Here is a 21,608-nt window from a genome sequence, read left to right as displayed (position 1 = left end):
TCAAACGTTTACCTCCGTATCACCTGACAATGTGTCATCCGTCGTGGTTTAGACGCCTATGCGCACAAGCTCGTTAAAATTCGATGCTTGCTTTGGGCGGGCTGACAACGGTGTAACCCATCCGACAACACCATAGCGAAAACTAGCTACATGCACTCCGCGAGAATGCCCAATAATGATGCGCACTTACGCTATCAACTGCCGACGGTATCAATGATCTACTCGGCGTTATGGTATTATCCCATCCAACGTTTATATCGATTCGGGCTACACGAGACATTTAGTTTTCACCGACCCATAAGGATCGCCTTAATAGAAAATCACCTTCATTCCACTCCCGAGAAGGACGCATCTCAGGAGTATCGTGGTTTTAGTGCTATCGCGTGTTTTATACGCAATGCGATAGCAGGCAAAAATTGATTATCAAACAAGGATGTTAAGATGCGTGACTGCAGACGAATGGCAGTTCTTATCCCAGAATTCCCCGGGCAAACACATATTTTCTTTTGGCGTGAAATTCAAGCACTCCGCGAAGCGGGTAACCATGTCGAAATCATATCCACGCGCAAACCTCGCGCAAAGAATTTTCACGAATTCTTTTCACAGGTTAGTGACACCTACTATCTTACGAAGATTCCAATCATAGGGCTGATTGCGCACATACTGCTAAATCTTCCTTGGTTGATGCGTTCAGTATTATATTGCTTTCGGCTACGGGCCAATTTTTCTGAGAAGTTGCGCACCCTATTGTTTATTCCGCTTGCAGTAAATCTTCAGTTGTATTGCAAAGCAAAAGAGATAGGGCATATTCATGTCCACTCATCTGCAGATGCATCACATATAGTAGCCATGGGTGCACTGTCGGGTAAATTTACATACAGTGTCTGTATTCATGGCAATCTCAATCAGTATGGTCAAAACCATCTAGAAAAGTTGTCAGGTGCTTCTGCAATTATCACTGTGACAGAACCACTGCGTAGTGAAATTGTGGACGCGCTTCCGAACTACCCTGAAGATCAAGTACATGTTGTACCAATGGGTGTTAATCTGAGCAAATTTTTGCCTCGCACTTACGTGGAATTCGGTACCAAGCCAATCGTCTTGACCTCCATAAGTCGATTGGCGCATGTCAAAGGACACACTTATACACTTCAAGCGTTAGCACAACTCCCAGAAAATCTGAACTTCATTTATCAGATCGTCGGTGACGGTGAAATGCGAGAGAAGCTCGAACAGGAAGTAAGTGAACTTGGACTCACCGACAAGGTCGCATTCCTGGGCTTCAAAAAAGAGCAGGAAGTTAACAAGATTTTAAAAACAACAGATATTTTTGTATTAACAAGTTTTGGCTTCGGGGAAGCTGCACCTGTAGCAATTATGGAGGCAATGGCATGCGGTGTTGCTACCGTATGCTCAATTATAGGCGGGACAAGAGACATGATTACGGACGAGCACGACGGCATGCTTGTTCGGCAAAAAGATGTTGAAGATATTAAACGGGCTATTCTATTCCTTTTGGAAAATAGCGCGCAAATAAAAGTAATCTCTGAAAATGCCCGTGCCACAGCAGAAGAAAAGTTTTGCCACCGGCGTGTTGCAAACCGACTGGCACAACATATCATCCCAGCGTAACCTGCTCGATAGGTTCGGCCTCACTCGACGTAATTGCTTGCATATATATTTTTTCGAGCGCCGAGCCTTTATTTTTCCATGAATATAGCTCGGCTTGCTTCCTTGCCACCAATGCCATTTCGAAAAGTCTCTTAGGGTTGTTTTTCAAAAAGCTGATTTTCTCAGTCAACTGCTGAACAACGTGCTCTCGCGATATTGGCTCTATTTTAAAACCACTATTTTCCGTCACGTATTCACCGATTCCGCCATTGTTTACGACGATACATGGTGTCCCTGCTGCCATAGATTCCATCACAACTGCTCCGCCAAATTCACGTACCGACGGAAAGCAAAAAAGATCTGCATCTTTGCACTCGGCCGGTACATCTGAGTGCGGAATCCAGCCCTTAAAATTCACCAGAGCCGTTAACTTGTTATTTGCCACATAATCCGTTAATTGTTTTCGCTGGGAACCTTCACCAACGATAGTAAACTGTAAATTTTCCTTATCCCTGTTGGAAAGTTTCGCTAGCGCCTCCAAAACCATGTCACAACCCTTATACGGCTCCAGTCGACCGAGAAACAAAAGCTTAAATGTCGAGCTGGGATTGGTGGACGTTCCATTGGTGAAACTACCTCTCTCCGCCCCTTCTCCAATTTTCATATCGGATGTATAGAACATTTCGTTAGCGGCATTTTCATACATCAAATGCATTTTCGCAGACTGTGATGGGAAAACCTTTTTTAACCAAGAGTCAGTGTATGACGAGCCAGTTAAAATTACATCAGCATGCTTGTATGTCGACCGATAGCTGGGTACCAGCCATGTACCGACACTGCGGATCCAATTGAAGTAACTAAACTCCTGTCTTCCAATGTTGCGAAAGGCTTCTGGATAGGGTACCCCGCCGTTTACGGGCCCGAGAATAAATTTCGCTTTTCGCTCAGATTTACGACACGCCGCCGCAATGGAATACGGATATCGCGGCATAATCGGCGTCAACGCATGAACGATCTCATAATCACCGTTGCCGACACTTTCTGAAAATGCTTGATCAACGAAACGGTTAAAGAAAAAATAAATTGGGAACTGCAACAGGTGGCGTAGTGGCCAAACAGTCCGACCACGAAAAGTTGTGAGAAATGCGATTAGTTTGTAGTAGACAACCTCTGTACGTGATTGCTCATAATAGGTAATGTCGCTCGTATGTCCTGCACGAGCAAGTGCGTCCTTATTCCGACAATGTGTTACCAAATGAACGTCAGCGAACTTATTTATTACCTTATAAAAATTGTATCCAACCAGCGGAACGGAGCTTAGCTCCGGATTACAACTCTCAATTACCAACAGTACTTTAATTTTCATTTTTCGTTGGCCTAGTGCTGAGTCATTCCACTACGTATTCCGGTATTTATTATAGGCGCTCGTTTCCCGAACATTCGCGTAGCCAACTTCGTTGTTATCATAGTGACAATTTTTTTCGGATTAACGGGATAACGTGTCTTGGCTGTGGCTTTAAGCCCTGTCAACCTGGATATATTTTGAACAATGGTGGGGAATTTTTCGCGATCTGTCAGCTCATCAAAATTTATTTCCAAAACATCATTCGAAACGCCACTCCAATAGTCAAAAAATTCGTCTACCTTTTCTTTATACAAGTCAACATCATTTACCAGCCCCCAAGACTGAGTTGATCGAAGCGTTTGCTCTACCGGCCTACGTAATAGAATCACATGTGACTCAGTTACAAGCTTCTCGATAGTCGCTCGCATATTTTCAGGCGCAGCCTGGGGAAAATGTGTTTTGACGACACACCTTCCGATTTGCAAGCCACTATTGATATATTGTTCCCGATTTACCTGGCTTCTAAATAGCTGGTCAGCATCCACATATAAAGGCTTTTTAGCCAGATCCGGGAAGTTATTTAACAGCAAGTCGATCGCCAAGTGTGTTCCAGAGCGCATAACAGAGGCCACTATAATTGGCTTACCAATACTCCTGGGGATTATCCCAGGCGGGCACACCACACGTGGATTTGTAAAAGGCACTAAGTGTTTACCTATGGCATTTATCAGACTTCTAAACATATCCAAGATCTTTTAACAATTTCTCTGAAGACTTTATTGGACTGGAACTTGCACAGGTACCTTTCCAATTATGGGTTCCCGATCCGCAGATTCACGTCGACGCGATTTTCGAAACTTATGATTCGCACACATGCCGATGGCAACGCCATACATAAAGAACACCCAGTTGTGCTGTGACGCATTTGGAATCTGATCAACCATCAGCATTGCTATGATGACACAAAAAGTCGCACATACCTGGGCGTGTTGCGGATCACGAATCTTACTCAAAAACGCTTTGCCATTTTTTACTGCTAACATCGGTAGCCCAAGGAACACCAGGTAGCCAAGCAGGCCAAACTGGGTAAACTTGATAATCCAATATCCGTCTGTGACCACGCCATCAATACGGTTGCGGTCCCATCCCCCCCAACCAAACAGCATTTTCTCCTGGCCATGTGCAAGCATGATTTCTTCATGTTCAAACCGGAACCCAAGCGAGCCAACCTTATCAGGCCCAAAAACAGCAGCCAGCTCCAATAGTTTGTCATGAGGGATGTAATTGAACATGGCTAAAATTGGATAGAAAAATACAGCGGAGGCAAGTATGTACGCGGCCAATGTCGATAGCCTTGAAGGCAAGAACGCAAGCATAAGGAAGCCAAGCGTACCCAGGAGCCACGCCCCAACAGACTTACATATCAATAGGATAAATAGTCCATACAGTACAAAGAAGATATTTGGCAAGATGAAAATCTTTTGTTTCGCCTTCCATAGTCCGGTCATTGCGAGTAAGACAACAACGGAAAAGTTTGCAACCAATAGTCCGTGCCCCATAAATACGACCGGCCGATAACCCCCAAACCGAATCTGCTGGTTAAACGCATGGGGGAAAAAGCCATAGATCCATGTGTGGAGCTGCGGGCTCAGTAGCACTTCGATAATCATTAATGGCGAGTAGAGAACACCAGCAATTGCGACCAGCCGTAGGACCTTAATGCCATCTTTTATGTCTTTGACAAGAATTGCCGCGAGGATAAAGGGGACAAGTGCAAATGCGACCTGAAATGTCATCGAGATCAGGTCTTTAGGTGATAGTGCAGGTTTCACCCGTACTCCCGTAAATACAGGATCGAGATTTGTAAGTACCGTCAGACTTGAAATTAGCAGACCGGTAAAAAGTAATAGCTTGCTACCGAGCGTTGGCGGAAAGCGAAACTTTACCTTTTTAATAAGAAAGCAGCCGATGAGTGCGCTGTACGCAGCAACATTTTGCTTGTCTATATTAGGTAAGATAGGTAGCACAAATGCGACCTTCAGAGGCAGAAACATATATGCCCCAAAAATCGTCCAGAACGTGGCCGTTAGGGCACTATATTTTCTGTATAGAAGTAAGGATAGAACTGGCCATACTAGAACAGCCAATAAAGCTATTGTATTTGGCATGGTTCAAGCTGGAGATTATTATCGAAACTGTCGCGTAAAATTCTCGTATTACTTGCGAGATTAAATTCGGACTCTATCTTCGATATCGCATTATTGATTTTTCTTACGCTGTTTTCTTGCGTCTCACTTACGACTTTTTGGATAGAAGCGGCCAACGCACTTGCATCAGGTTCAGACAAGCTTCCTGTAATATCATCTATTACCAGTTCAGGAATTCCCGATACTGAAGTTGCAATTACGGGGACTCCACGCATCATCGCCTCCATTAATACCACCGGAATGCCATCCATATCGCCGTTGGAGTCCACTTTTCCGGGAAACACGAAGTAATCAATCTTTTCATACCAACTGGAAACAAGATCGTGAGGCAGTGCACCGCCGAAAGAGACATTTTCTGTCAGTCCGTGACTTTCAACGAGAGCTTTAAGACTTTGCTGCAGCGGCCCATCGCCCATGATCTCGAGCTTAATATTGGGTTGATGTGGCGACAGTTTTGCCAACGCATTGACCAATATATCCACACCTTTCTTCTCAACGAGTCGACCTAAAAAACCAAGAGTGATCTCGCCACGTTCCTCTTTGGATTGATCCCGAGGAGAGAATTGGTCGGAGTCAACGCCACATCGAACCAGCACCATTTTGTCCGCAGGAATGCCCTGGGACTTAAGCACCTGCATGTTGAAGGTGGAAATTGTTGCAACGAATTTCGCGCGCTCCCCCTTCTGCCGCATCAGGTACGCACGTTGAAAAATGTCATTTGCATGAGCGGTAAAGCTAAAGGGTGTGCCCAGCAGCATGCTGGTATACATTCCAATGTCGGTTGCGATATGCGAAAAATGGCAATGAATATGATCAATATTCTCCATGAGCAATCTGTTGGAGAGATAACCAGCCACCAGAAAACGATATATCTGGCCTAACGCAAGCTTTGGGTCTTTAATGCAGAGCAGGGTATCCCCTAGACAACGTACCACGCTCTTAACGTAGGTTAGCGGATGCTTCGCCAGGAACTTAAGGTTCTCAACTAATACATGGTTCAGTTTCTTCTCATACAGGTAGTGGCAATTTTCTGCTATTCGTACAATCTGTTCATCTGTACCACCAGCCTCCACCGAATGTAGTGAAAATGGGAGAACGGTTTTCCCCAGCTTTTCCAGCTCGATAATCTCGTTGTAGACAAAGGTACTAGACTTACCAGGTATTTCGGGAGCGATGTAGGCAACGCGCCCACTATTTTCTATCTGTGCCATGAGGATCCTTCTCATGCTCCTCGTAGCAGGGATTTGTCAGTAGCGGACTTGGCTACATCGTTAGTACTTGTGCTTTCGGCATTCATCCGCGCTTGCAACAATGCAATTCCCCCGGCATTTGCATCCGGATTCCAGCGGGACTCATTGGTAGCTTCAAGACTCTCCACCGCCCTATGTCTTCCCATAAGTAGAGAGCGGGATTGATACCAGCGGATTTCTCTGATCAAAGCTGGATCATCAAGCTGCTTGTCTTGTCTAAATAACGCCTTTAGATAGCCGTAGTACATCGCGATGCCGCCGATGATGAACGGGTATTCAATAGCCCTGAACACACAGGTCGCGAGCATGTATATCCAGCCGGTCCCCATAAAATACTGGCCAAAGCCGTGACGGGCGCGGCCTGTCAGGATACCGTGTTGGCTGGAACCCATCACACGAAGATGCGTGAAATTGAGGTCTGGCTCATCCCAGCTCGACGCACGCCACCCCATCTCTCTACATTTGTGACAATCAATCGCATCCCACATGACCTCCCGCACAAACCCACCAATCTGTTCAAAGCATTGGATACGATAGAACTTCGTCATACCTGCTGACATCTCGTCACCGCGGCGTTCGCTGACCAGTTTGCCGTCTCGCTCGTTATAGGGTTTGCCACTGCAAGTACCAATTCGCGGGTCCGCCTCCATTTTTTCCATCAAGCGTTCGAAATATCTGGCGGGTAATTCGAGATCCAGGTCCAATTTACAGAGATAGCTGTACTTCCCGCGGTCAATGGTTTTTAGGCCAGCATAGAAAGTATCGACAACCCCTGGGCCGACATTGCGATACCCACGGTTCTCGCGTTTTAAAATACGGATGAATGAGTACTTATTCGCATACCCAGCGAGAATTTCACTCGAGCCATCAGTGGACCCGTCATCGACAATGACCCAGAGCTTTGGCGGTGCTGTCTGCGCCACAACGCTGTCCAGCGTTCGCTGCATATATTCTACTTCATCGCGACACGGCGAGATTATGACGTAATCTCTATTCTGCACTTGAACATTCCCTTGAATAAATTAAATTCAGTTTGTTGCGGGTTCAGCAACACTCTGGGCCAGCATACGATTAATTCTTGGTAGAACGAGCGCATTTTGAATATAGCGTTTCGTGAGCCTTGTAGGATTCTGCAACAAGCGATAAAGCCATTCGAGGCGTGAGCGCTGCATCCACTTCGGTGCCCTTTTTTCCTTGTCGGCGAGGAAAAGTATCGACGCTCCAATACATAGCGCAATACCGTGGAATCGAGCCTGCTGTTTTAGCATCAGGGCGAGTTTCTCCTGTTGGGGGGAGCCGACCGCAAGGAACACGAAATCTGACTGTGCACTTAGAATTTTATCGATAACCTTTTTTACTTCATCGCTCTTGGTTATAAATCCCATCGTCGGGTTATGATGGGTTATGTCCAGATAGGGAAATCTATCTCGAACGATGTTGATGACCTCATCCTCGCCGCCAAGAATATATATACGGTCCTTACTGCTTAGTTCGCTTTCGAATAGACGCCGCGTTAGATCACTGCCAGTCACGACCTGTGGGATCTTGGTACCATGTCGATTGAGTAGAGCTTCTAGAATGCGACTGTCACAAAGCGACAAACTCGCATTGCGATAGATATGCTGAAGGCTTCCCGAATCATCTTTTCTGGCGAGCCGGGCCAGATGATCAACATTCGGGGTCACAATGTATCCCGCATGCTTGTTTCTCTGCATTTGACGAATATGGTCAATAGCACTGTCCATGCTCGCCGTATCAATGCGGCAAAGTCCAATATCGACAGAATGAATGTCAGGCATTAGTAATCTCTATTTATATTCAATAATCGCAGTTTTACGCCCGGAGAACTGTCCCATGGCGAATTTCGTCACCCCAAAGAACTGCGGGACCTTTCCAATTTGTGTTAGCACTCCGTAGACCAGAGAACGCCGAAACGAGTTTCTACGCCGTATTTTTCGTATAAATATGCGGAACGCCATTGCTGGGTAGGCAAGAATTAGAAAGAGTGCGATCGGTGGAGAGAACGGGTATATACTTGCAATGACAATTGGAAATACACACGCCCAGAAACAAATACTTACGACTTCTCTAACACAATACGGATTTTGCTTGGTGGCGTGTAACGCACTGCGCGCAGCATAAGCAAATCCTGCGCGCTTATTTCGCAGCCAGAATTGCCGGAAGCTGGTCATTGCTGCGTCATGCGAAGTCATTTCCTCTGCGATTCGCCAAATTTTCCAGTTCTTTTTTCTCAGTCGGAAGCACATTTCAGGCTCTTCACCCGCGATCATTTCAGGGTTAAAGCCGCCTACCGCGATTATTGCGTCCTTTCTCGCAAGAAAGTCGCCGCCGCAGGATTTGGTATCGCCTATTGGGGTATCCCACTCCATATCACACAAGGCGTTGTAAATAGTTCTTTGTGGATAAACCTCTCTTCTTCTCCCACATGTGATAGCCACATGTGGATTAACAGACAAAAAGGAAATCGCTTTCACTAACCACCCAGGTTGTATGGCGCAATCGCCGTCAATGAACTGGATGTATTCGATATTCGGGTGTTTTTCCAACAGATAGGCTAACCCAGTATTACGCGCGCGCGCGGCTGTAAAACGCGTGGTCATATCGAGTCGCACAACGTCACAGTCTACGCTTTTCACATACTCGACACTGCCGTCTGTTGAACCCGAGTCAACATACACAACTGGTGGCAAGTCCACGTCGTGATCGTGAGTATTGTCGTTTTTATGCGCATCAATTTTGGGGCTGATAGACTGGCGCTGCTCAAGTATTGACCCTATACAACGGCGCAGTCGGTCTCCCTCATTCCTGCCGATGATGACAAATCCAAGAGTTGGTTCGCTAATCTTGTATGCATCATTATTATGAGTAGACATACTCGCCCCCCACAGCGGTATCTTTTTGCTGCGTGCTCCAGTTCAAAGTGTTTTCTAAAACGCGCTCTCTATAGTTGTCTACTGTAATTTCAGTACCCAGTAGGTAACCTAGTTCTTCCAAATCACGATTTAATATGTGTTGAATATTTTGAAGCGATGCTTCAGATAAAATAGGGCGTTTCTTCATCTGCAGACGTGATTTGACTGCGTTGCGGAGTGCTCGTGGAACAAGAACTCTGCGTAGGAAGGTTAGAATCGGATTTCCAATCAGGAATCTCGTTACACCATTGGTGCGAAGTCGCTCAGAGGAAACATTGGTTTTAGACTGGTCATCTTGCCAGGTCACTTTACCGGTATAGCCGATAAATTGCGCAATTCTCTCTAGTTCAGACTGTGGGTGTGCTCTCAACCGCTCGAAAAATACCGGCAGTATCTTGTTCCGGCCATAGCGCTCAATAAATGGGGCCAACTGGCCTGCATAACAGCTATAGTTGACCAGCTCCGAATGTTGCTCAATTGCCTGGTTAATATCGACCTTTATATTGTTACAGCTCCATTCGTGGATATATTGCGATATCAGCCGCTCAATCGGATGGCGCATTACATAGATGAGCTTTGCGTTGGGCAATGACTCATAGAGTCTTTCAACGGTCTTTGGGTAAGTGGGAAGCTTGGTATAGTGGGTACTAGCTTCACCAAGAATATCGTCGCTTTCGGCGCTCTCGAACAATCCTTTGTACCAGTCTGCACCCCGGGCATACTGTGCATCATCGCTAAAGAAATTTGGCTCCTTCAGCTCGGGCATATACAAACCATCGAGCCCACGCAGCTGCTCGTAGATAGTCGTTGTCGCCGACTTCATAGCGCCGATGATGACGAAATCAGGTAATGCTTTTTTCTGGGATGTCATAGGTCTGCCGCTCTACGTGATATTTCATCTGTTGAAGTGAATTGAGGCGGCTGGACTATAAGAAAATCCTTCCAGATATCACGCCATTCTCCAGGTATCCTAGAGCCAGCGGTTTTGCCGCGCAGACATTTCAACAGACGAATTGCACGCCCCAAATACCAAGCGAGGTTCGCCGAAATAAGGCGTGTTTTTCCGCCTAACAGGGTGAAATATCGAGTTCGCGATTGATAGAAATACGCTGGTATACGTTTTTTCTTATCGCTATTTTTCTTGACACTCGAAGTACCGCCACGCAGATGCACCACGCGAGCCTCCAACGCCTGTTCGATGGTATATCCTGCTTTTTGTATTCGTAGACAGTATTCAATGTCTTCGAAATACATGAAGAATTGCTCATCCATCAAGCCGATTTTCTTGATGACTTCTGCTCTCAGCAGGACACATGCAAAGCTCACCCAGTCAATTTTTTGCTCGGGTTCATCAAGCTCTATAGACGTATTTTTTCGACGCAAAATTCGAGAAATGCCTTGAATTTGCGCACCGCGTATAAACTCACTGGTTACACCACGGCGCCGGAAGCGGCTGACCTGCGGCCTGCCGTCCAAATACTCAAGTCGTGGGCCAACTGCTGCGATTTGTGCGTCTCGTTGAATGCGACCCAGCAGGAGAGAAATAGCACCAGGACGAACGATCGTGTCACTATTTAGCAGCAAATAGAAATCCGCACGCAGATGCTTGATCCCGAGATTATTGCCTGCCGAAAACCCTCCATTGGTGGGAGATGCAAGTAAATGTACTTTTTCAGCGGTAGCCGCGTCAGTGCCGTCGAGCCAGGCCTGGAGTGTTTCGATAGAGTGATCGCCAGAGGCATTATCAACGACGGCCACGCCGGCACGGCTCGGCAGCTGTGGTACCAAGCTTTCCAGGCAATCTACGACGAGATCAGGTGTACGGTAATTAACGATGACTACCGCAAGGACTAAGGGAGCGCGACTTTCCATTGTCTGCTTCTATGTGAGAGACCACTTCGCAAGGAAATGACCGAAATTCCATTTTAGTTATTGCAACGACGAGTGATCTTGGACTCGCAAAGTGCGTGCCAGTCCATTCCATTCACTAGTAACTGGTGTATTGCTTAAATTGGCCTTCCTCTCCGGCCAAGTAGCTACCTTTCAGAAATTTAAATCCGGTGTACCCGAGCGCAGCAGCATTAATACCGTGCACTTTCCCCTGTCGCCGGTGCTGAAAGGTTCTCCAATACGAGATGCGGGTCACACTTTACCAAGAATTCATGACATTTCAAAAATTAACATCAAATAATGATTTGTGCGCCATATGGGTCATGCAGACGGCTGTGAACTATCCCGTGGAGAAAAATAAAAAAGAAATGAAGCTAAGAAGGGAGGGGACCAAGCGGGCTCCCGCGCGTTGCCGCCCGGAAGCCCCTGTGGAAAGAATTAAAGCTCGGGCTCGACTACCTTGGCCAAGTCATTCACACCAGCCTCTTTCAATAGGGAATCGACCAATGGCGCCATGGCACGGTGCTTAAGCGCACTACCCACCAGCGCCTCGGGGAGGCTTTGGCTATGGGCCTCACCTTCGCCTTCAACAACCCCGCGTGCGGAGCTTCCGCCTACACCATTCAAGCCATCGACTGAAATAATCTTCATACCGTCGATCTTTTCCAAGGGTCTTACGCTCTCGCGCACAATGGCAGGTAGATTTTCGTGGAGACTCAGCACCCGCTTGAGTGCTATCTGCGCTTCGCTCAGGCTGTTCATAGCTTCGTTCATCAAGCGCTGTCCTTCAGCATCCACCGCATACTTCTCGCGATCGGCTTCGACCTTGATACGGACCGCTTCCGCTTCTGCAGCGGCTTGTAAGCGCAAGGCCTCAGCCTTGTCTTCTGCGGCGGCTTTTTCCGCTTCCGCTGCGACTTTGATCGACGTAGCCTGACGCTCCGCTTCTTTCTGCGCTTCGATGATTTCGATGCGCTTGTCACGCTCGGCAACTTCTACATCTTGTGCGGTACGCACCTGCTCTTCCGCTTTAATCGCGTCGGCGCGCGCCACGTTGGCCTGTTGGTCGGCAACAGACTGCTCTTTGGACTTCTCCGCTACCGCAATAGCGCGCTCTTGCTCAGCGATTTCCACAGACTTCTGCTTGGAAATACGCTGTTCATCGAGGATGCGCTCGCGTTCAATTTCCTGCTCCTGCAGGCGCTTTTCCTTTTCGATTTCGAGAAGGCGAGTGGCCTGTTCGGCACCAATCCGCGATTGATCAACTTCACGGCCCGCCTCAATTTCCGCCTGGCGTGCTGCCCGTTCTTGCGACGCGGTCTCGCGTGCAATATCGGCTTTTTGTGCAGCCTCACGATTTTCCAGCTCGCGTTGCTGCTCCAGATGGGCATAACGCTTTTCCTTTTCAATCTCCAGACGCTGGCGTTCCGCTTCCAGGTTTTTGGTTTCAATTTGAACCCGAGTTTCCTGCTCTACATCGTTCACCTCTTTACGACGCGCTTCAATAGAGCGAGTCATACTGGCCAGTCCTTCGGCATCGAATATATTGTCTTGGTTGAAGAATTCCTTGTGGGTTTGGTCCAGGCCGGTGAGTGATACCGACTCCAGTTCCAAACCATTCTTTAACAGGTCTTCGGAAACAACTTGCTGTACTTTTTGTACAAACTGACTGCGCTGTTCATGTAACTCGGCCATTTCCATTTCTGCGGCCACGGAACGCAAAGCATCGACGAACTTACCCTCAATCATTTCTTTCAATGCTTCGGGGTCGAGTGTACGTATACCAAGTGTCTGCGCCGCATTGGCAATGGCATCGGTATCAGGCTTCACTCGCAGGTAGAATTCGGCAAGCACATCTACGCGCATTCTATCTTTGGTAATCAGCGCATGCTGTTCCTTGCGTGAAACGGCAAGGCGCAAGGTGTTCATGTTTACTGGAATGATTTCATGCAAGACCGGCAGTACCAGTGCGCCACCATTCATGATGACTTTTTGACCACCCATACCAGTGCGCACAAAGGAGCGCTCCTTGGACGCGCGGGTATACAGGCGCGCGAAAATGGTACCGATGACAATCAGGCCGACGAGCACGGCCCCCGCCATAATGGCGATGTTGGAAAGATTCTGAATCACTGATAATTCTCCAATTTAATTGTTATGCAGCAGGTGTTCGTTGGTTGGCCGGATGACCCGAAAGTTTGCCCCGCGCTCTTCCACCAACAGCACCTGCTCTCCCTGTGAAAACGTTTCACCATTATCCGGCTCTACCATTACGTAATGGGTAGTGCCAAATTCATCACTAAATCGCGCTTCTGCTGGTGAACCAGAGGCTGCTTCACCAATAGTGATCACCGCAACGCGCCCAATAAAGGATTTACGCCCAACGGCTTCGGTTTCGTCACCGACCGCAAACCTGCGCAATAAATTGCCCACGAAACGCACTTGAGGAAGCGCCAGTAAAAATACTGGAATGGTTAGCAGCCAACCAGGTATTAGCAGTCCGAGTAGCGATTCGCTAAACATCTGGATCAGCAGTCCGGTAACACCAAAGCTGACCAGAAATGCCACCAATAAAATCAGTGCCGGCACCTCACCAAAGCGCAACCAGCCAAGGACCTTGGTGAGCACACCACCCGCTTCGGTATCGGGCGCATCTAGGTCCACATCCATATCCGGCAGCAGGTTATCCAGCATGTCGGAAATACCGACGCCAATCAGCAGCATTGCGCCCTCGAGCACGGCAATCATCAGCATCAGTACCAGAGCACCGGTGAATAACTGATTGCCGTCCTGCAGGAAGAATCCCATCAGGCTTCCGTCTGGGTTTTGATTTTCGCCAGACGCTCCTTGATCCGATTATTGCGTGCGAGTTCTTCCAGCTCTGCCAACTTGGTGGCGTCGGCATTGGACTCGGAGGTGGGTACGCCGGCACCTTCCATAATGCGGTTGAAGGCACCGGTAGCCTGCTCGACCTTATCGGCTGTTGCACGGCTGCTGCCCTGCTGTTCACCGGTAGCGCCATTCGCGACATGCTCGTTGGCCTTGACGAACTCCCGCAATTGCTCGCGCATTTCACGCTTTTTACCTTGCAGGGCAGAAATGTAGGAGTTCAGCTCGCTAATTTCTTGATCGGTGTTCGCAATGGTTTTTTCCAGAACAGGGATTTGTGCTTCGATGTCCATCTGTTTGGCAATAGCCGCCTCTGCGAGATCATCACGTCCCTGCTGTACAGCGACCTCGATTTGTTCACCCAGGCTGGTGTGACGAGTGTTCTCTTCATTCAGGGTTTTGCTGCTGAGATACTTTGCCGCTTCGGCCTTACCCAGCTGGTCACGAACCTCCACAATCGCTTCATCAATTTCGCGAATAGCCTGTTCGAGTATCAGTTTCGGGGTCGCATTTTCCACCGAATCCACAACCGCGTTGGCAGAGGCAGAGATAATTCTGGAAATACGTTTAATCAGTCCTTCTTTCATTGTCTTTTCCTTCTTCCTTCCTGTTAATCAAGCACTTCGATGGTTAGCGTTCAATCAGGTTTTTTACGCGCTGTTGAATTCTTGCTGCTGTATCGGTGTTTGCCAGACGGGGCTCACTATCCAGTGCCACCAGTAACATTTTTTCGAGAAATGCTTCTACCGCTGGCAATGCCTTTTGCTCTAGTGCGGGTGCTATGGGGTCCTGGTTTGCACACACTTGAATGGCAGCAGCTCCTTCCGTGATCAGTTCCAGCAACGCTTCAACCAACAAACTGCGCTGTGGCTCATCGGTATACTTTGCTTTCACCGGCAGCATGGTTTCACCGGATGCGAGATAAGCGCGCACATAACTCTCTACGCCCACCGACTCTCGTGCCATGGCAATCAACTCGCGAATTTTTTCGCTTTGCGTAACAGCACCATTGCGATCAATGGACATGAGGTAGGCATAGTCTTCCGCAGATAGACGCGCCGAAATGGATTGGTTTTTATTGAGCATGGCATTCCCTGACTTGCAATGTATACAAAAGTACACACGAATTTTGTGACGGTCAATTACATCCGGTTACAGGGGGAACTTTGGCGGGTAAATTTTCCTCACGGCTGGACTAAGCGACGCGAAACTAGGAGTGTTATGTGGCACCAGACTGTGTTTTAGGCACAAAAAAACCACCCGAAGGTGGTTGTCAAACAGGGTAAAACCCTTTCACTGGTGTGGTGCTGCCGATTCTTCCGCAGGGCACCGGGGTCGACACTTGGGAGTGGAGAAAACCTTTTCTGTCCTTGCGCAATCCATCACGCAATCACTCCTAAGTACCGACACCGCTGCCCTGCCCCGTCAGCAAATACTTACTTCGGTTTATTTTTCGACGAACGCGCGCTCGATCACGTATTCGCGCGGGATACCGGCGCGGGTTTCACTGAAGCCCCAATCGTCGAGAATATTGGTCAGATCCTTGAGCATGGCCGGGGAACCGCACAGCATAAAGCGATCCTCTTCCACATTTGGCGTGGGCAGACCGAGGTCGCTGAACATTTTGCCGGACACCATCAGGTCGGTGAGGCGGCCATTGTTACGGTAAGGCTCGCGGGTCACCGTGGGGTAATACAGGAGGCCGCTCTGCACCATCTCACCGAAGTACTCGTGCGCCGGCAGCTCCTTCTCGATGTAATCCTGATACGCCAGCTCAGACTTGAAGCGCACACCGTGGGTGAGGATCACCTGGTCGAAGCGCTCATATACGTCCGGATCCTTAATGATGCTCATAAATGGTGCCAGACCGGTACCGGTAGACAGCAGCCACAGGCGCTTGCCGGGCAGCAGGTGGTCGGCAACCAGGGTCCCGGTGGGCTTGCGGCTGACAAAAATTTCGTCACCGGGCTTAATTTTCTGCAGCTGCGAGGTCAGCGGGCCATCGGGCACCTTGATACTAAAGAACTCCAGCTCGTCCTCGTAGTTGGCACTGGCAATGGAATAGGCGCGCAACAGCGGGCGCCCATTGGGCTGCTCCAGGCCGATCATGGTGAAGTGGCCGTTTTCGAAGCGGAAACCGGGGTCACGACTGGTTTTGAAGCTGAACAGGGTGTCGTTCCAGTGATGGACCTCAAGCACCGTTTCTTTATTCAAATTAGACATAACAATAGAACCGCTTATTCCTCAATTTCTCGGTGCATTCTAATGCTGGCAAACGTATTGGCAAAATGGGATATATTGATACTCGTTATCTAATTTATCGATACTTGGAGACTGGCATTTATGCGCTATTCCCTGCGCCAACTGGAAGTATTTCTGGCCTGTGCCCATCACGAAAATGTCAGCCGCGCCGCAGAAAGCCTGAACATGTCGCAGTCTGCAGCCTCCACTGCGCTAAAGGAGTTTGAACAACAGTTCGACCTGCGCCTGTTCGAACGCACCGGCAAGCGTTTGCGATTAAATGAACTGGGACGACAATTGTGGCCGCGGGCGGAGGAGCTACTGGAGCGTGCGCGCGAACTCGAAGCGACCCTGATGGTACACAGCGACCTGGGCCGACTTAAGATCGGGGCAACCCTTACCATCGGCAACTACCTGGCTGCAGGCATTATGGCCCGCTATATGGAAGAACAGCCCGAGGCCCGGGTAGAACTGGAGGTTGCCAACACCGCGGCGATTGCCCAGGGCGTAGTGAACTTTGAACTCGACCTGGGTTTGATCGAAGGCGAGCTGAATCATCCGGACCTGGAAATGATCCCGTGGCGGGAAGACGAGCAGGTGGTGTTCTGCGCACCAGACCATCCACTGGCACAGCGCGCACAATTAAGTGACGAAGATTTGCGCGGGGCCACCTGGATTCTACGCGAAACAGGTTCCGGAACCCGCCAGACCTTCGAGCGCGCGCTCGCCGGGCTGTTACCGGAACTCAACATTCGTCTGGAGCTGCAACACACCGAAGCAATCAAGCGCGCGGTAGAAGCAGGGCTCGGTATTAGCTGCCTTTCGCGAGTTTCCTTAACCGACGCGTTTCGTCGCGGCGCACTGGTGGAATTGCCCGTGCCGCAGCGAGATTTCAGCCGTGAATTTTACTTTGTACTGCACCGACAAAAGTACCGCAGCGCCGGCATTGAGCGCTGGCTCGAGCTCTGCCAGCAGGTGCAATAAATGCACTGTAATTTGGCAGAAGAGCCTTTCGCTACACGCGCCAGGAGCACAGCTATCAACCCCACCCATCTGGCCAATAAACATTGCCTGTAAGACCAATTGTGATAGACTCAGAGACGTATTTAGGCCTATTGGGCCAGCAAGATAACGATAGAATTTACGTGCTATGAAAAGCGATTTTTCTGGAAATTCCCGCCGCATCTATCAGCAGGTGGTAGAAAAAATGTTGACTCTTCTCGACAGTGGTGAGTACCCGCCCGGCGTGCGCTTGCCATCCGAACGAGAGCTGTCAGAGATGTTCGAAGTAAGCCGCCCCAGTATTCGCGAAGCGATTATTGCGCTGGAAGTAATGGGCCGTGTCGCTGTGCGCACCGGTTCCGGGGTTTACGTCATCGAACCGGTTAATTCGTTTTCTGACTCAAAGGATTTCAGTCCGTTTGAACTGACCGAAGCACGGGTTCTTATTGAGGGTGAACTGGCAGCGCTTGCGGCGACCATGATCACCGAAGAACAACTGGAGGACCTGCGTCTTGCCTACCGCGATATGGTGCGCGAGAACGAGGAAGGCAACCTCACATCTGAGCGCGCCGACCGAAAATTCCACGAAGTGATTTCCCGGGCAACCAATAACCGGGTATTAATGAGCACTATCGACAAGCTTTGGGATATCCAGGGGCACTCTCCGGAAATCCAAACCGTGCACAAGTCTGTGTGTAAAAAAGACGGACAAAAACGCCTGGCAGAACACAAAGCGATTCTGCAGGCACTGGAAAATCACGACCCCAATGCGGCACGCAAGGCTATGCGCCTGCACTTCAACCGCTCCTTGAATGCACTGCACGATGCATCTGAAGCAAAAGCCGTTGAGGTAGTGCGCCGCGAAGTCTCTGAACGCCGCAAGCGTTTCTCCATCGATCGCCTGGGCGAGTCTGCCAACTAATCAGTTACAGAACGCTTTTCAAAAGGCCATACCGCTTTGCGGTATGGCCTTTTTTATTGCGTATAGTTTCTCAACCCAAAATAAATACTCAAATGCCAGACACAAAAAAGCCCGCACAAGGCGGGCGAATCATCTCCGACAGGCGGCACCTAGTCGGATGGAGAAGAGACAACCAATCAAACAAACCGAAACCTGCAGCCCTCTACCGGGGTATTAGACTGCAGGCTTCCTATGCCTTGGATAGCGCTTAGAACTTGGCTTTCAGGCCAAGGAATACACGCGGTCCGTAGCTATTCAGCTCACCCAGGTTATCGCGGGTGTAGAAGTACTGCTTCTTCGGCTCATCAAACAGGTTGATGGCTTCGAGGCTCAGCTTCACATTGTCGGTAACCTGGTAAGACGCTTTCGCTTCCCATACACCTACGTCACCAACGAAACGCAGACGCGTGCCATTGCTGGTGTAAGGCTGGAAGTACTCGCTGCGGTACTTGTAGATCAGGCTGGTGTCGAAATCACCGACCTGGTAGTACAGCTGACCGGAGAATACGTTCTCGGAGAAGCCTGGGATGTTACCCGGAGCGATGATGCCGATATTCTCAGAAACAACGTTGCCGCTCTGATCCAGCACCACGGAATCACCGTAGTTGCTGTCTTCGAATTCGAAGTTGGAATCGGCATAGTTGTAGCTGGCTTTCACACCAAGACCACTCCAGTAACCCGGCAGGTAAGAGAAGCGGTGAGTACCAGTCACTTCGAAACCAGTCAAAGAGCTGGTGTCATCGTCGGTACGGGTGATGTTGAAGTCCGCAGCCAGAGTTTCACCATCAACTTCAAAGGTTTCAACAATTTGCGCGGTCTCGAAGCCACCCTGGAAGCGCTTGTGGTAAACACCAAACGCCAGCATGGTGTCTTCGTTCGGGTACCATTCGATCGCAGTATCGAAGTTCCAGGAGGTCAGCGGTTGCATGTTCGGGTTGCCATCGCCATTCACACCGTCCAGCAGGTCCGCCACATCGACGATGTCATCGGAACCATTAGTGTCGAAGGAACGACGGTAGCCAAGGTCAGAAGGATCCGGGCGGGACAGTCCGCGGTAAATCGCACCACGCACCAGGACGTCTTCGCGTACATCAGCCACAACGTTCAGGCTTGGCAGTAATTCGGTGTAGTCGCCACCGGCAGTTACACGCTCGAGGTCCGCACCGTCCACCTCTTCCATGGCGTAGGTGCCATCGGCGTTGGTAATAATGGTGTACGGGGTACGGTAGCCAACAGACTCTACTTCGGTCTGAACTACACGTACACCAACGTTACCATTGATCGGGGTGCCCGCCAGAGAGCTGCTGAAATCAGCCATTACATAGGCTGCAGTCGTGGTCTCGGTGACGTCGGTAACGCTTGCACTCTTGTCTTCCAATTCAGGATAGGCGAAATCTTCACCCAGGTGCGACAGAACCATGTCGGCTACACATTGGGTATCGAAAGTCGCCCAGGAGTTGGACGTGCCGGTTTGGTTGCCGTTTCCGTCCAGCATGGTGATCAGGCTGCCGGTGCTCTCAGTGTTCATGAAGTCGCTTTCTGGGAAAGCGATTGAACATGCTTCGTTGATTGCCAACAGAGCCGCTTCGCTCTCGTCATCACCGCGGTCGATCTCGTAGGTGTCACGGGCGCTGCCGAGATCTACATACTCCAACTCGGAGAAGCGCATACCGCCGCGTACGGCAGTCACAAGCTCACCGTCGAGACGCAGATCGAAATCAGCGCGGAAAGCTTCGTTGGTGTTGCGACGATCTACATCGTTATCCACGCGGATACGGTATTCATCAGAGAACAAAGTGTGATCAGTAACGTCGAAGTCAGTGATGGTGTACTGACGGATCTCGGAGTCCATGTCCCACTGAACCAACGGACGATAGCCACCGTCGGTAGATTCACCGAACACATCACGGCTGTCGGACTGGGTACGCAGCAAGATCTGGTTTTCGGTACGGGTAGTCTCAGAGAAAGAGTAGTCCGCGGTCACGGTCAGGTTGTCGGTAAACGCGTAGGACACATTCAAGCCGTAACCGGTGTAATCTTCCGCGCGCTCGTACAGCTCGCTGTTGGATTCGAGCGCAGTTTCGCCTTCCCAGTTCAGTACGGTACCGCTGTCGGTAACGACCAGGGATTCTGCGGTAACACCCGGGGTTACACGCTTCATGTTGGCGAAGTTCAGGTCGTGGCGTTGTTCAGATTGCACACGTTCAGACTGCTGCAGATCGAAATTGATATCGGTTTTGTCATTGGGCTGGAATTGCAGCGCAACGAAAACGGAATCACGCTCATCGCGGGTATCGTTCTGACGGTAGCCGTTGGAGCTGGAAGCGAACGCGTAAGGAATACCATCGCTTTCTGCAAGGCCAGTGTCAGGATCTACATCAGTTTGGTAGCCCTGGTTAGAAGAGCCACCGATCTGGTCTTCACAGTCACCGCTGGAAGTACGGTAGTAGCCTTCATTGGTTACGCTGGGATCATTCAAACACGCGTAACGAGAGGAGCCAGTCGGGCTGGAAGAGCGCATTTCGGATTCAGGCTGGGAAATATCGCTGCTCTGTACGCCCAGAGATACACCGAGTGCCATGCCGTTATCAAATTCAAACTGGTCTACGTAGCTCGCGGTACCGCGGAAGCCAGTATCGCCGGCCATCGGATCGTCGATGTTCGCTTGATTCGGGTTAATGTTCGCTTTGGCATCAATCTGGATGCGCTGCTCGCCGTATTCCAGCGGCTTCAGAGTTTCCAGCTCGATCAGACCCGCTACACCACCTTCAATCAGGCTGGCATCCTGAGTCTTGCGAATCGCAACTTTGCTCATCAGCTCAGAAGGGAACTGGGAGAAGTTTACTGAGCGGTCACCGCTACCGTTACTGGCTTCACGACCATTAAAGGTAGTAGCGCTCAGGTAAGGGCCCATACCCCGGATGGAGATTTCGGTTGCACCACCGTTTTCGCGGTGGGAAGAGGCACCAGTAACAGATTCCAGCGCTTCACCGATAGACAGTGCCGGCAGCTCACCGATTTCGGTGGCGGACAGGCCGTCTACGATAGTTACGGAATTGCGCTTGATGTCGATGGTGGACTGGATAGTAGCGCGGGAACCGGTAACTACTACTTCTTCCAGAGCCTGGTCAGAAGATGCTGCTTCCTGACCGTGAACAGCACCTGCATAACCAACATAGGTGACTGCGGCAATAGCGCTTACAAGAAGCGACTTCTTAAAATTTTTCTCGTTAGCCATTACATCTCTCGCGTCTTTATTATTATCACGCATGATTACCC

The 21,608-nt window shown here is 49.6% G+C and carries 18 protein-coding genes; 3 read left to right on the top strand and 15 right to left on the bottom strand.

Annotated features, from left to right (window positions below; translation table 11 throughout):
- The first annotated feature begins 459 nt into the window (after nt 1-459).
- Entirely contained in the window at nt 460-1,632 is a 1,173-nt protein-coding gene (locus Mag101_RS00505; RefSeq protein ID WP_198040035.1) for a glycosyltransferase family 4 protein, read from the top strand.
- Here Mag101_RS00505 and Mag101_RS00500 read toward each other — a convergent pair.
- From Mag101_RS00500 to Mag101_RS00435, 14 genes are all read right to left on the bottom strand, one after another.
- Nucleotides 1,619-2,977, bottom strand: coding sequence for a glycosyltransferase family 4 protein (locus tag Mag101_RS00500; RefSeq protein WP_077399284.1), 1,359 nt, complete (start codon nt 2,975-2,977; stop codon nt 1,619-1,621). The genes Mag101_RS00505 and Mag101_RS00500 overlap by 14 nt on opposite strands.
- A gap of 11 nt (nt 2,978-2,988) precedes the next feature.
- Nucleotides 2,989-3,558 (bottom strand): hypothetical protein, encoded by a 570-nt coding sequence (locus Mag101_RS00495; protein WP_157520050.1) that lies wholly within the window; start codon nt 3,556-3,558, stop codon nt 2,989-2,991.
- Nucleotides 3,559-3,732: 174 nt separating this feature from the next.
- A complete protein-coding gene (locus tag Mag101_RS00490) occupies nt 3,733-5,010 on the bottom strand; it encodes a hypothetical protein (protein ID WP_077399278.1) in 1,278 nt (425 codons plus the stop codon).
- 98 nt (nt 5,011-5,108) lie between these two features.
- Nucleotides 5,109-6,374, bottom strand: a complete 1,266-nt coding sequence (locus Mag101_RS00485; protein WP_198040034.1) for a glycosyltransferase — start codon at nt 6,372-6,374, stop codon at nt 5,109-5,111.
- 11 nt (nt 6,375-6,385) lie between these two features.
- Nucleotides 6,386-7,360 (bottom strand): glycosyltransferase family 2 protein, encoded by a 975-nt coding sequence (locus Mag101_RS00480; RefSeq protein ID WP_077407951.1) that lies wholly within the window; start codon nt 7,358-7,360, stop codon nt 6,386-6,388.
- An 81-nt stretch (nt 7,361-7,441) separates the two neighbouring features.
- Complete coding sequence (locus Mag101_RS00475) at nt 7,442-8,212, bottom strand: WecB/TagA/CpsF family glycosyltransferase (RefSeq protein WP_077399272.1); 771 nt, start codon at nt 8,210-8,212, stop codon at nt 7,442-7,444.
- 9 nt (nt 8,213-8,221) lie between these two features.
- Nucleotides 8,222-9,307, bottom strand: a complete 1,086-nt coding sequence (locus tag Mag101_RS00470; RefSeq protein ID WP_077399269.1) for a glycosyltransferase family 2 protein — start codon at nt 9,305-9,307, stop codon at nt 8,222-8,224.
- Nucleotides 9,294-10,217 (bottom strand): sulfotransferase family protein, encoded by a 924-nt coding sequence (locus tag Mag101_RS00465; RefSeq protein WP_077399265.1) that lies wholly within the window; start codon nt 10,215-10,217, stop codon nt 9,294-9,296. Before Mag101_RS00465 ends, Mag101_RS00470 begins: the two co-directional genes overlap by 14 nt.
- Complete coding sequence (locus tag Mag101_RS00460) at nt 10,214-11,218, bottom strand: glycosyltransferase family 2 protein (RefSeq protein WP_077399261.1); 1,005 nt, start codon at nt 11,216-11,218, stop codon at nt 10,214-10,216. Before Mag101_RS00460 ends, Mag101_RS00465 begins: the two co-directional genes overlap by 4 nt.
- Before the next feature lie 456 nt (nt 11,219-11,674).
- Entirely contained in the window at nt 11,675-13,369 is a 1,695-nt protein-coding gene (locus tag Mag101_RS00455; protein WP_077399258.1) for a flotillin family protein, read from the bottom strand.
- 15 nt (nt 13,370-13,384) lie between these two features.
- On the bottom strand, nt 13,385-14,044 hold the full coding sequence (locus Mag101_RS00450) for a YqiJ family protein (RefSeq protein WP_077399255.1): 660 nt from the start codon (nt 14,042-14,044) through the stop codon (nt 13,385-13,387).
- Complete coding sequence (locus Mag101_RS00445; protein ID WP_077399253.1) at nt 14,044-14,712, bottom strand: PspA/IM30 family protein; 669 nt, start codon at nt 14,710-14,712, stop codon at nt 14,044-14,046. The genes Mag101_RS00450 and Mag101_RS00445 overlap by 1 nt, the downstream gene beginning before the upstream one ends.
- Before the next feature lie 43 nt (nt 14,713-14,755).
- The gene (locus tag Mag101_RS00440) at nt 14,756-15,211 is read right to left on the bottom strand and encodes a hypothetical protein (RefSeq protein WP_077399250.1); all 456 of its coding nucleotides are present in this window, start codon (nt 15,209-15,211) and stop codon (nt 14,756-14,758) included.
- Nucleotides 15,212-15,571: 360 nt separating this feature from the next.
- Nucleotides 15,572-16,348: a ferredoxin--NADP reductase gene (locus Mag101_RS00435; protein ID WP_077399247.1), complete on the bottom strand. Its 777-nt coding sequence runs from the start codon at nt 16,346-16,348 to the stop codon at nt 15,572-15,574.
- 120 nt (nt 16,349-16,468) lie between these two features.
- Between Mag101_RS00435 and Mag101_RS00430 the strand changes: the two genes are divergently transcribed.
- Complete coding sequence (locus Mag101_RS00430; RefSeq protein ID WP_077399244.1) at nt 16,469-17,350, top strand: LysR family transcriptional regulator; 882 nt, start codon at nt 16,469-16,471, stop codon at nt 17,348-17,350.
- Nucleotides 17,351-17,516: 166 nt separating this feature from the next.
- Nucleotides 17,517-18,290 (top strand): FadR/GntR family transcriptional regulator, encoded by a 774-nt coding sequence (locus Mag101_RS00425; RefSeq protein ID WP_077399241.1) that lies wholly within the window; start codon nt 17,517-17,519, stop codon nt 18,288-18,290.
- Nucleotides 18,291-18,537: 247 nt separating this feature from the next.
- Here Mag101_RS00425 and Mag101_RS00420 read toward each other — a convergent pair whose 3' ends face one another.
- Nucleotides 18,538-21,600, bottom strand: coding sequence for a TonB-dependent receptor (locus Mag101_RS00420; protein WP_232325082.1), 3,063 nt, complete (start codon nt 21,598-21,600; stop codon nt 18,538-18,540).
- Nucleotides 21,601-21,608 lie beyond the last annotated feature (8 nt).

The organism is Microbulbifer agarilyticus (assembly GCF_001999945.1).
GTDB classification, from domain to species: Bacteria; Pseudomonadota; Gammaproteobacteria; order Pseudomonadales; family Cellvibrionaceae; genus Microbulbifer; species Microbulbifer agarilyticus_A.
This window is presented reverse-complemented; position numbering and strand designations above follow the sequence as displayed.

Coding starts and splice junctions, on each gene's coding strand:
- Mag101_RS00500 (WP_077399284.1), bottom strand. CDS start 2,977: ATGAAAATTAAAGTACTGTTGGTAATTGAGAGTTGTAATCCGGAGCTA.
- Mag101_RS00460 (WP_077399261.1), bottom strand. CDS start 11,218: ATGGAAAGTCGCGCTCCCTTAGTCCTTGCGGTAGTCATCGTTAATTAC.
- Mag101_RS00485 (WP_198040034.1), bottom strand. CDS start 6,374: ATGGCACAGATAGAAAATAGTGGGCGCGTTGCCTACATCGCTCCCGAA.
- Mag101_RS00440 (WP_077399250.1), bottom strand. CDS start 15,211: ATGCTCAATAAAAACCAATCCATTTCGGCGCGTCTATCTGCGGAAGAC.
- Mag101_RS00450 (WP_077399255.1), bottom strand. CDS start 14,044: ATGGGATTCTTCCTGCAGGACGGCAATCAGTTATTCACCGGTGCTCTG.
- Mag101_RS00505 (WP_198040035.1), top strand. CDS start 460: ATGGCAGTTCTTATCCCAGAATTCCCCGGGCAAACACATATTTTCTTT.
- Mag101_RS00470 (WP_077399269.1), bottom strand. CDS start 9,307: ATGTCTACTCATAATAATGATGCATACAAGATTAGCGAACCAACTCTT.
- Mag101_RS00435 (WP_077399247.1), bottom strand. CDS start 16,348: ATGTCTAATTTGAATAAAGAAACGGTGCTTGAGGTCCATCACTGGAAC.
- Mag101_RS00420 (WP_232325082.1), bottom strand. CDS start 21,600: ATGCGTGATAATAATAAAGACGCGAGAGATGTAATGGCTAACGAGAAA.
- Mag101_RS00445 (WP_077399253.1), bottom strand. CDS start 14,712: ATGAAAGAAGGACTGATTAAACGTATTTCCAGAATTATCTCTGCCTCT.
- Mag101_RS00430 (WP_077399244.1), top strand. CDS start 16,469: ATGCGCTATTCCCTGCGCCAACTGGAAGTATTTCTGGCCTGTGCCCAT.
- Mag101_RS00475 (WP_077399272.1), bottom strand. CDS start 8,212: ATGCCTGACATTCATTCTGTCGATATTGGACTTTGCCGCATTGATACG.
- Mag101_RS00425 (WP_077399241.1), top strand. CDS start 17,517: ATGAAAAGCGATTTTTCTGGAAATTCCCGCCGCATCTATCAGCAGGTG.
- Mag101_RS00480 (WP_077407951.1), bottom strand. CDS start 7,360: ATGCAGCGAACGCTGGACAGCGTTGTGGCGCAGACAGCACCGCCAAAG.
- Mag101_RS00465 (WP_077399265.1), bottom strand. CDS start 10,217: ATGACATCCCAGAAAAAAGCATTACCTGATTTCGTCATCATCGGCGCT.
- Mag101_RS00490 (WP_077399278.1), bottom strand. CDS start 5,010: ATGTTTCTGCCTCTGAAGGTCGCATTTGTGCTACCTATCTTACCTAAT.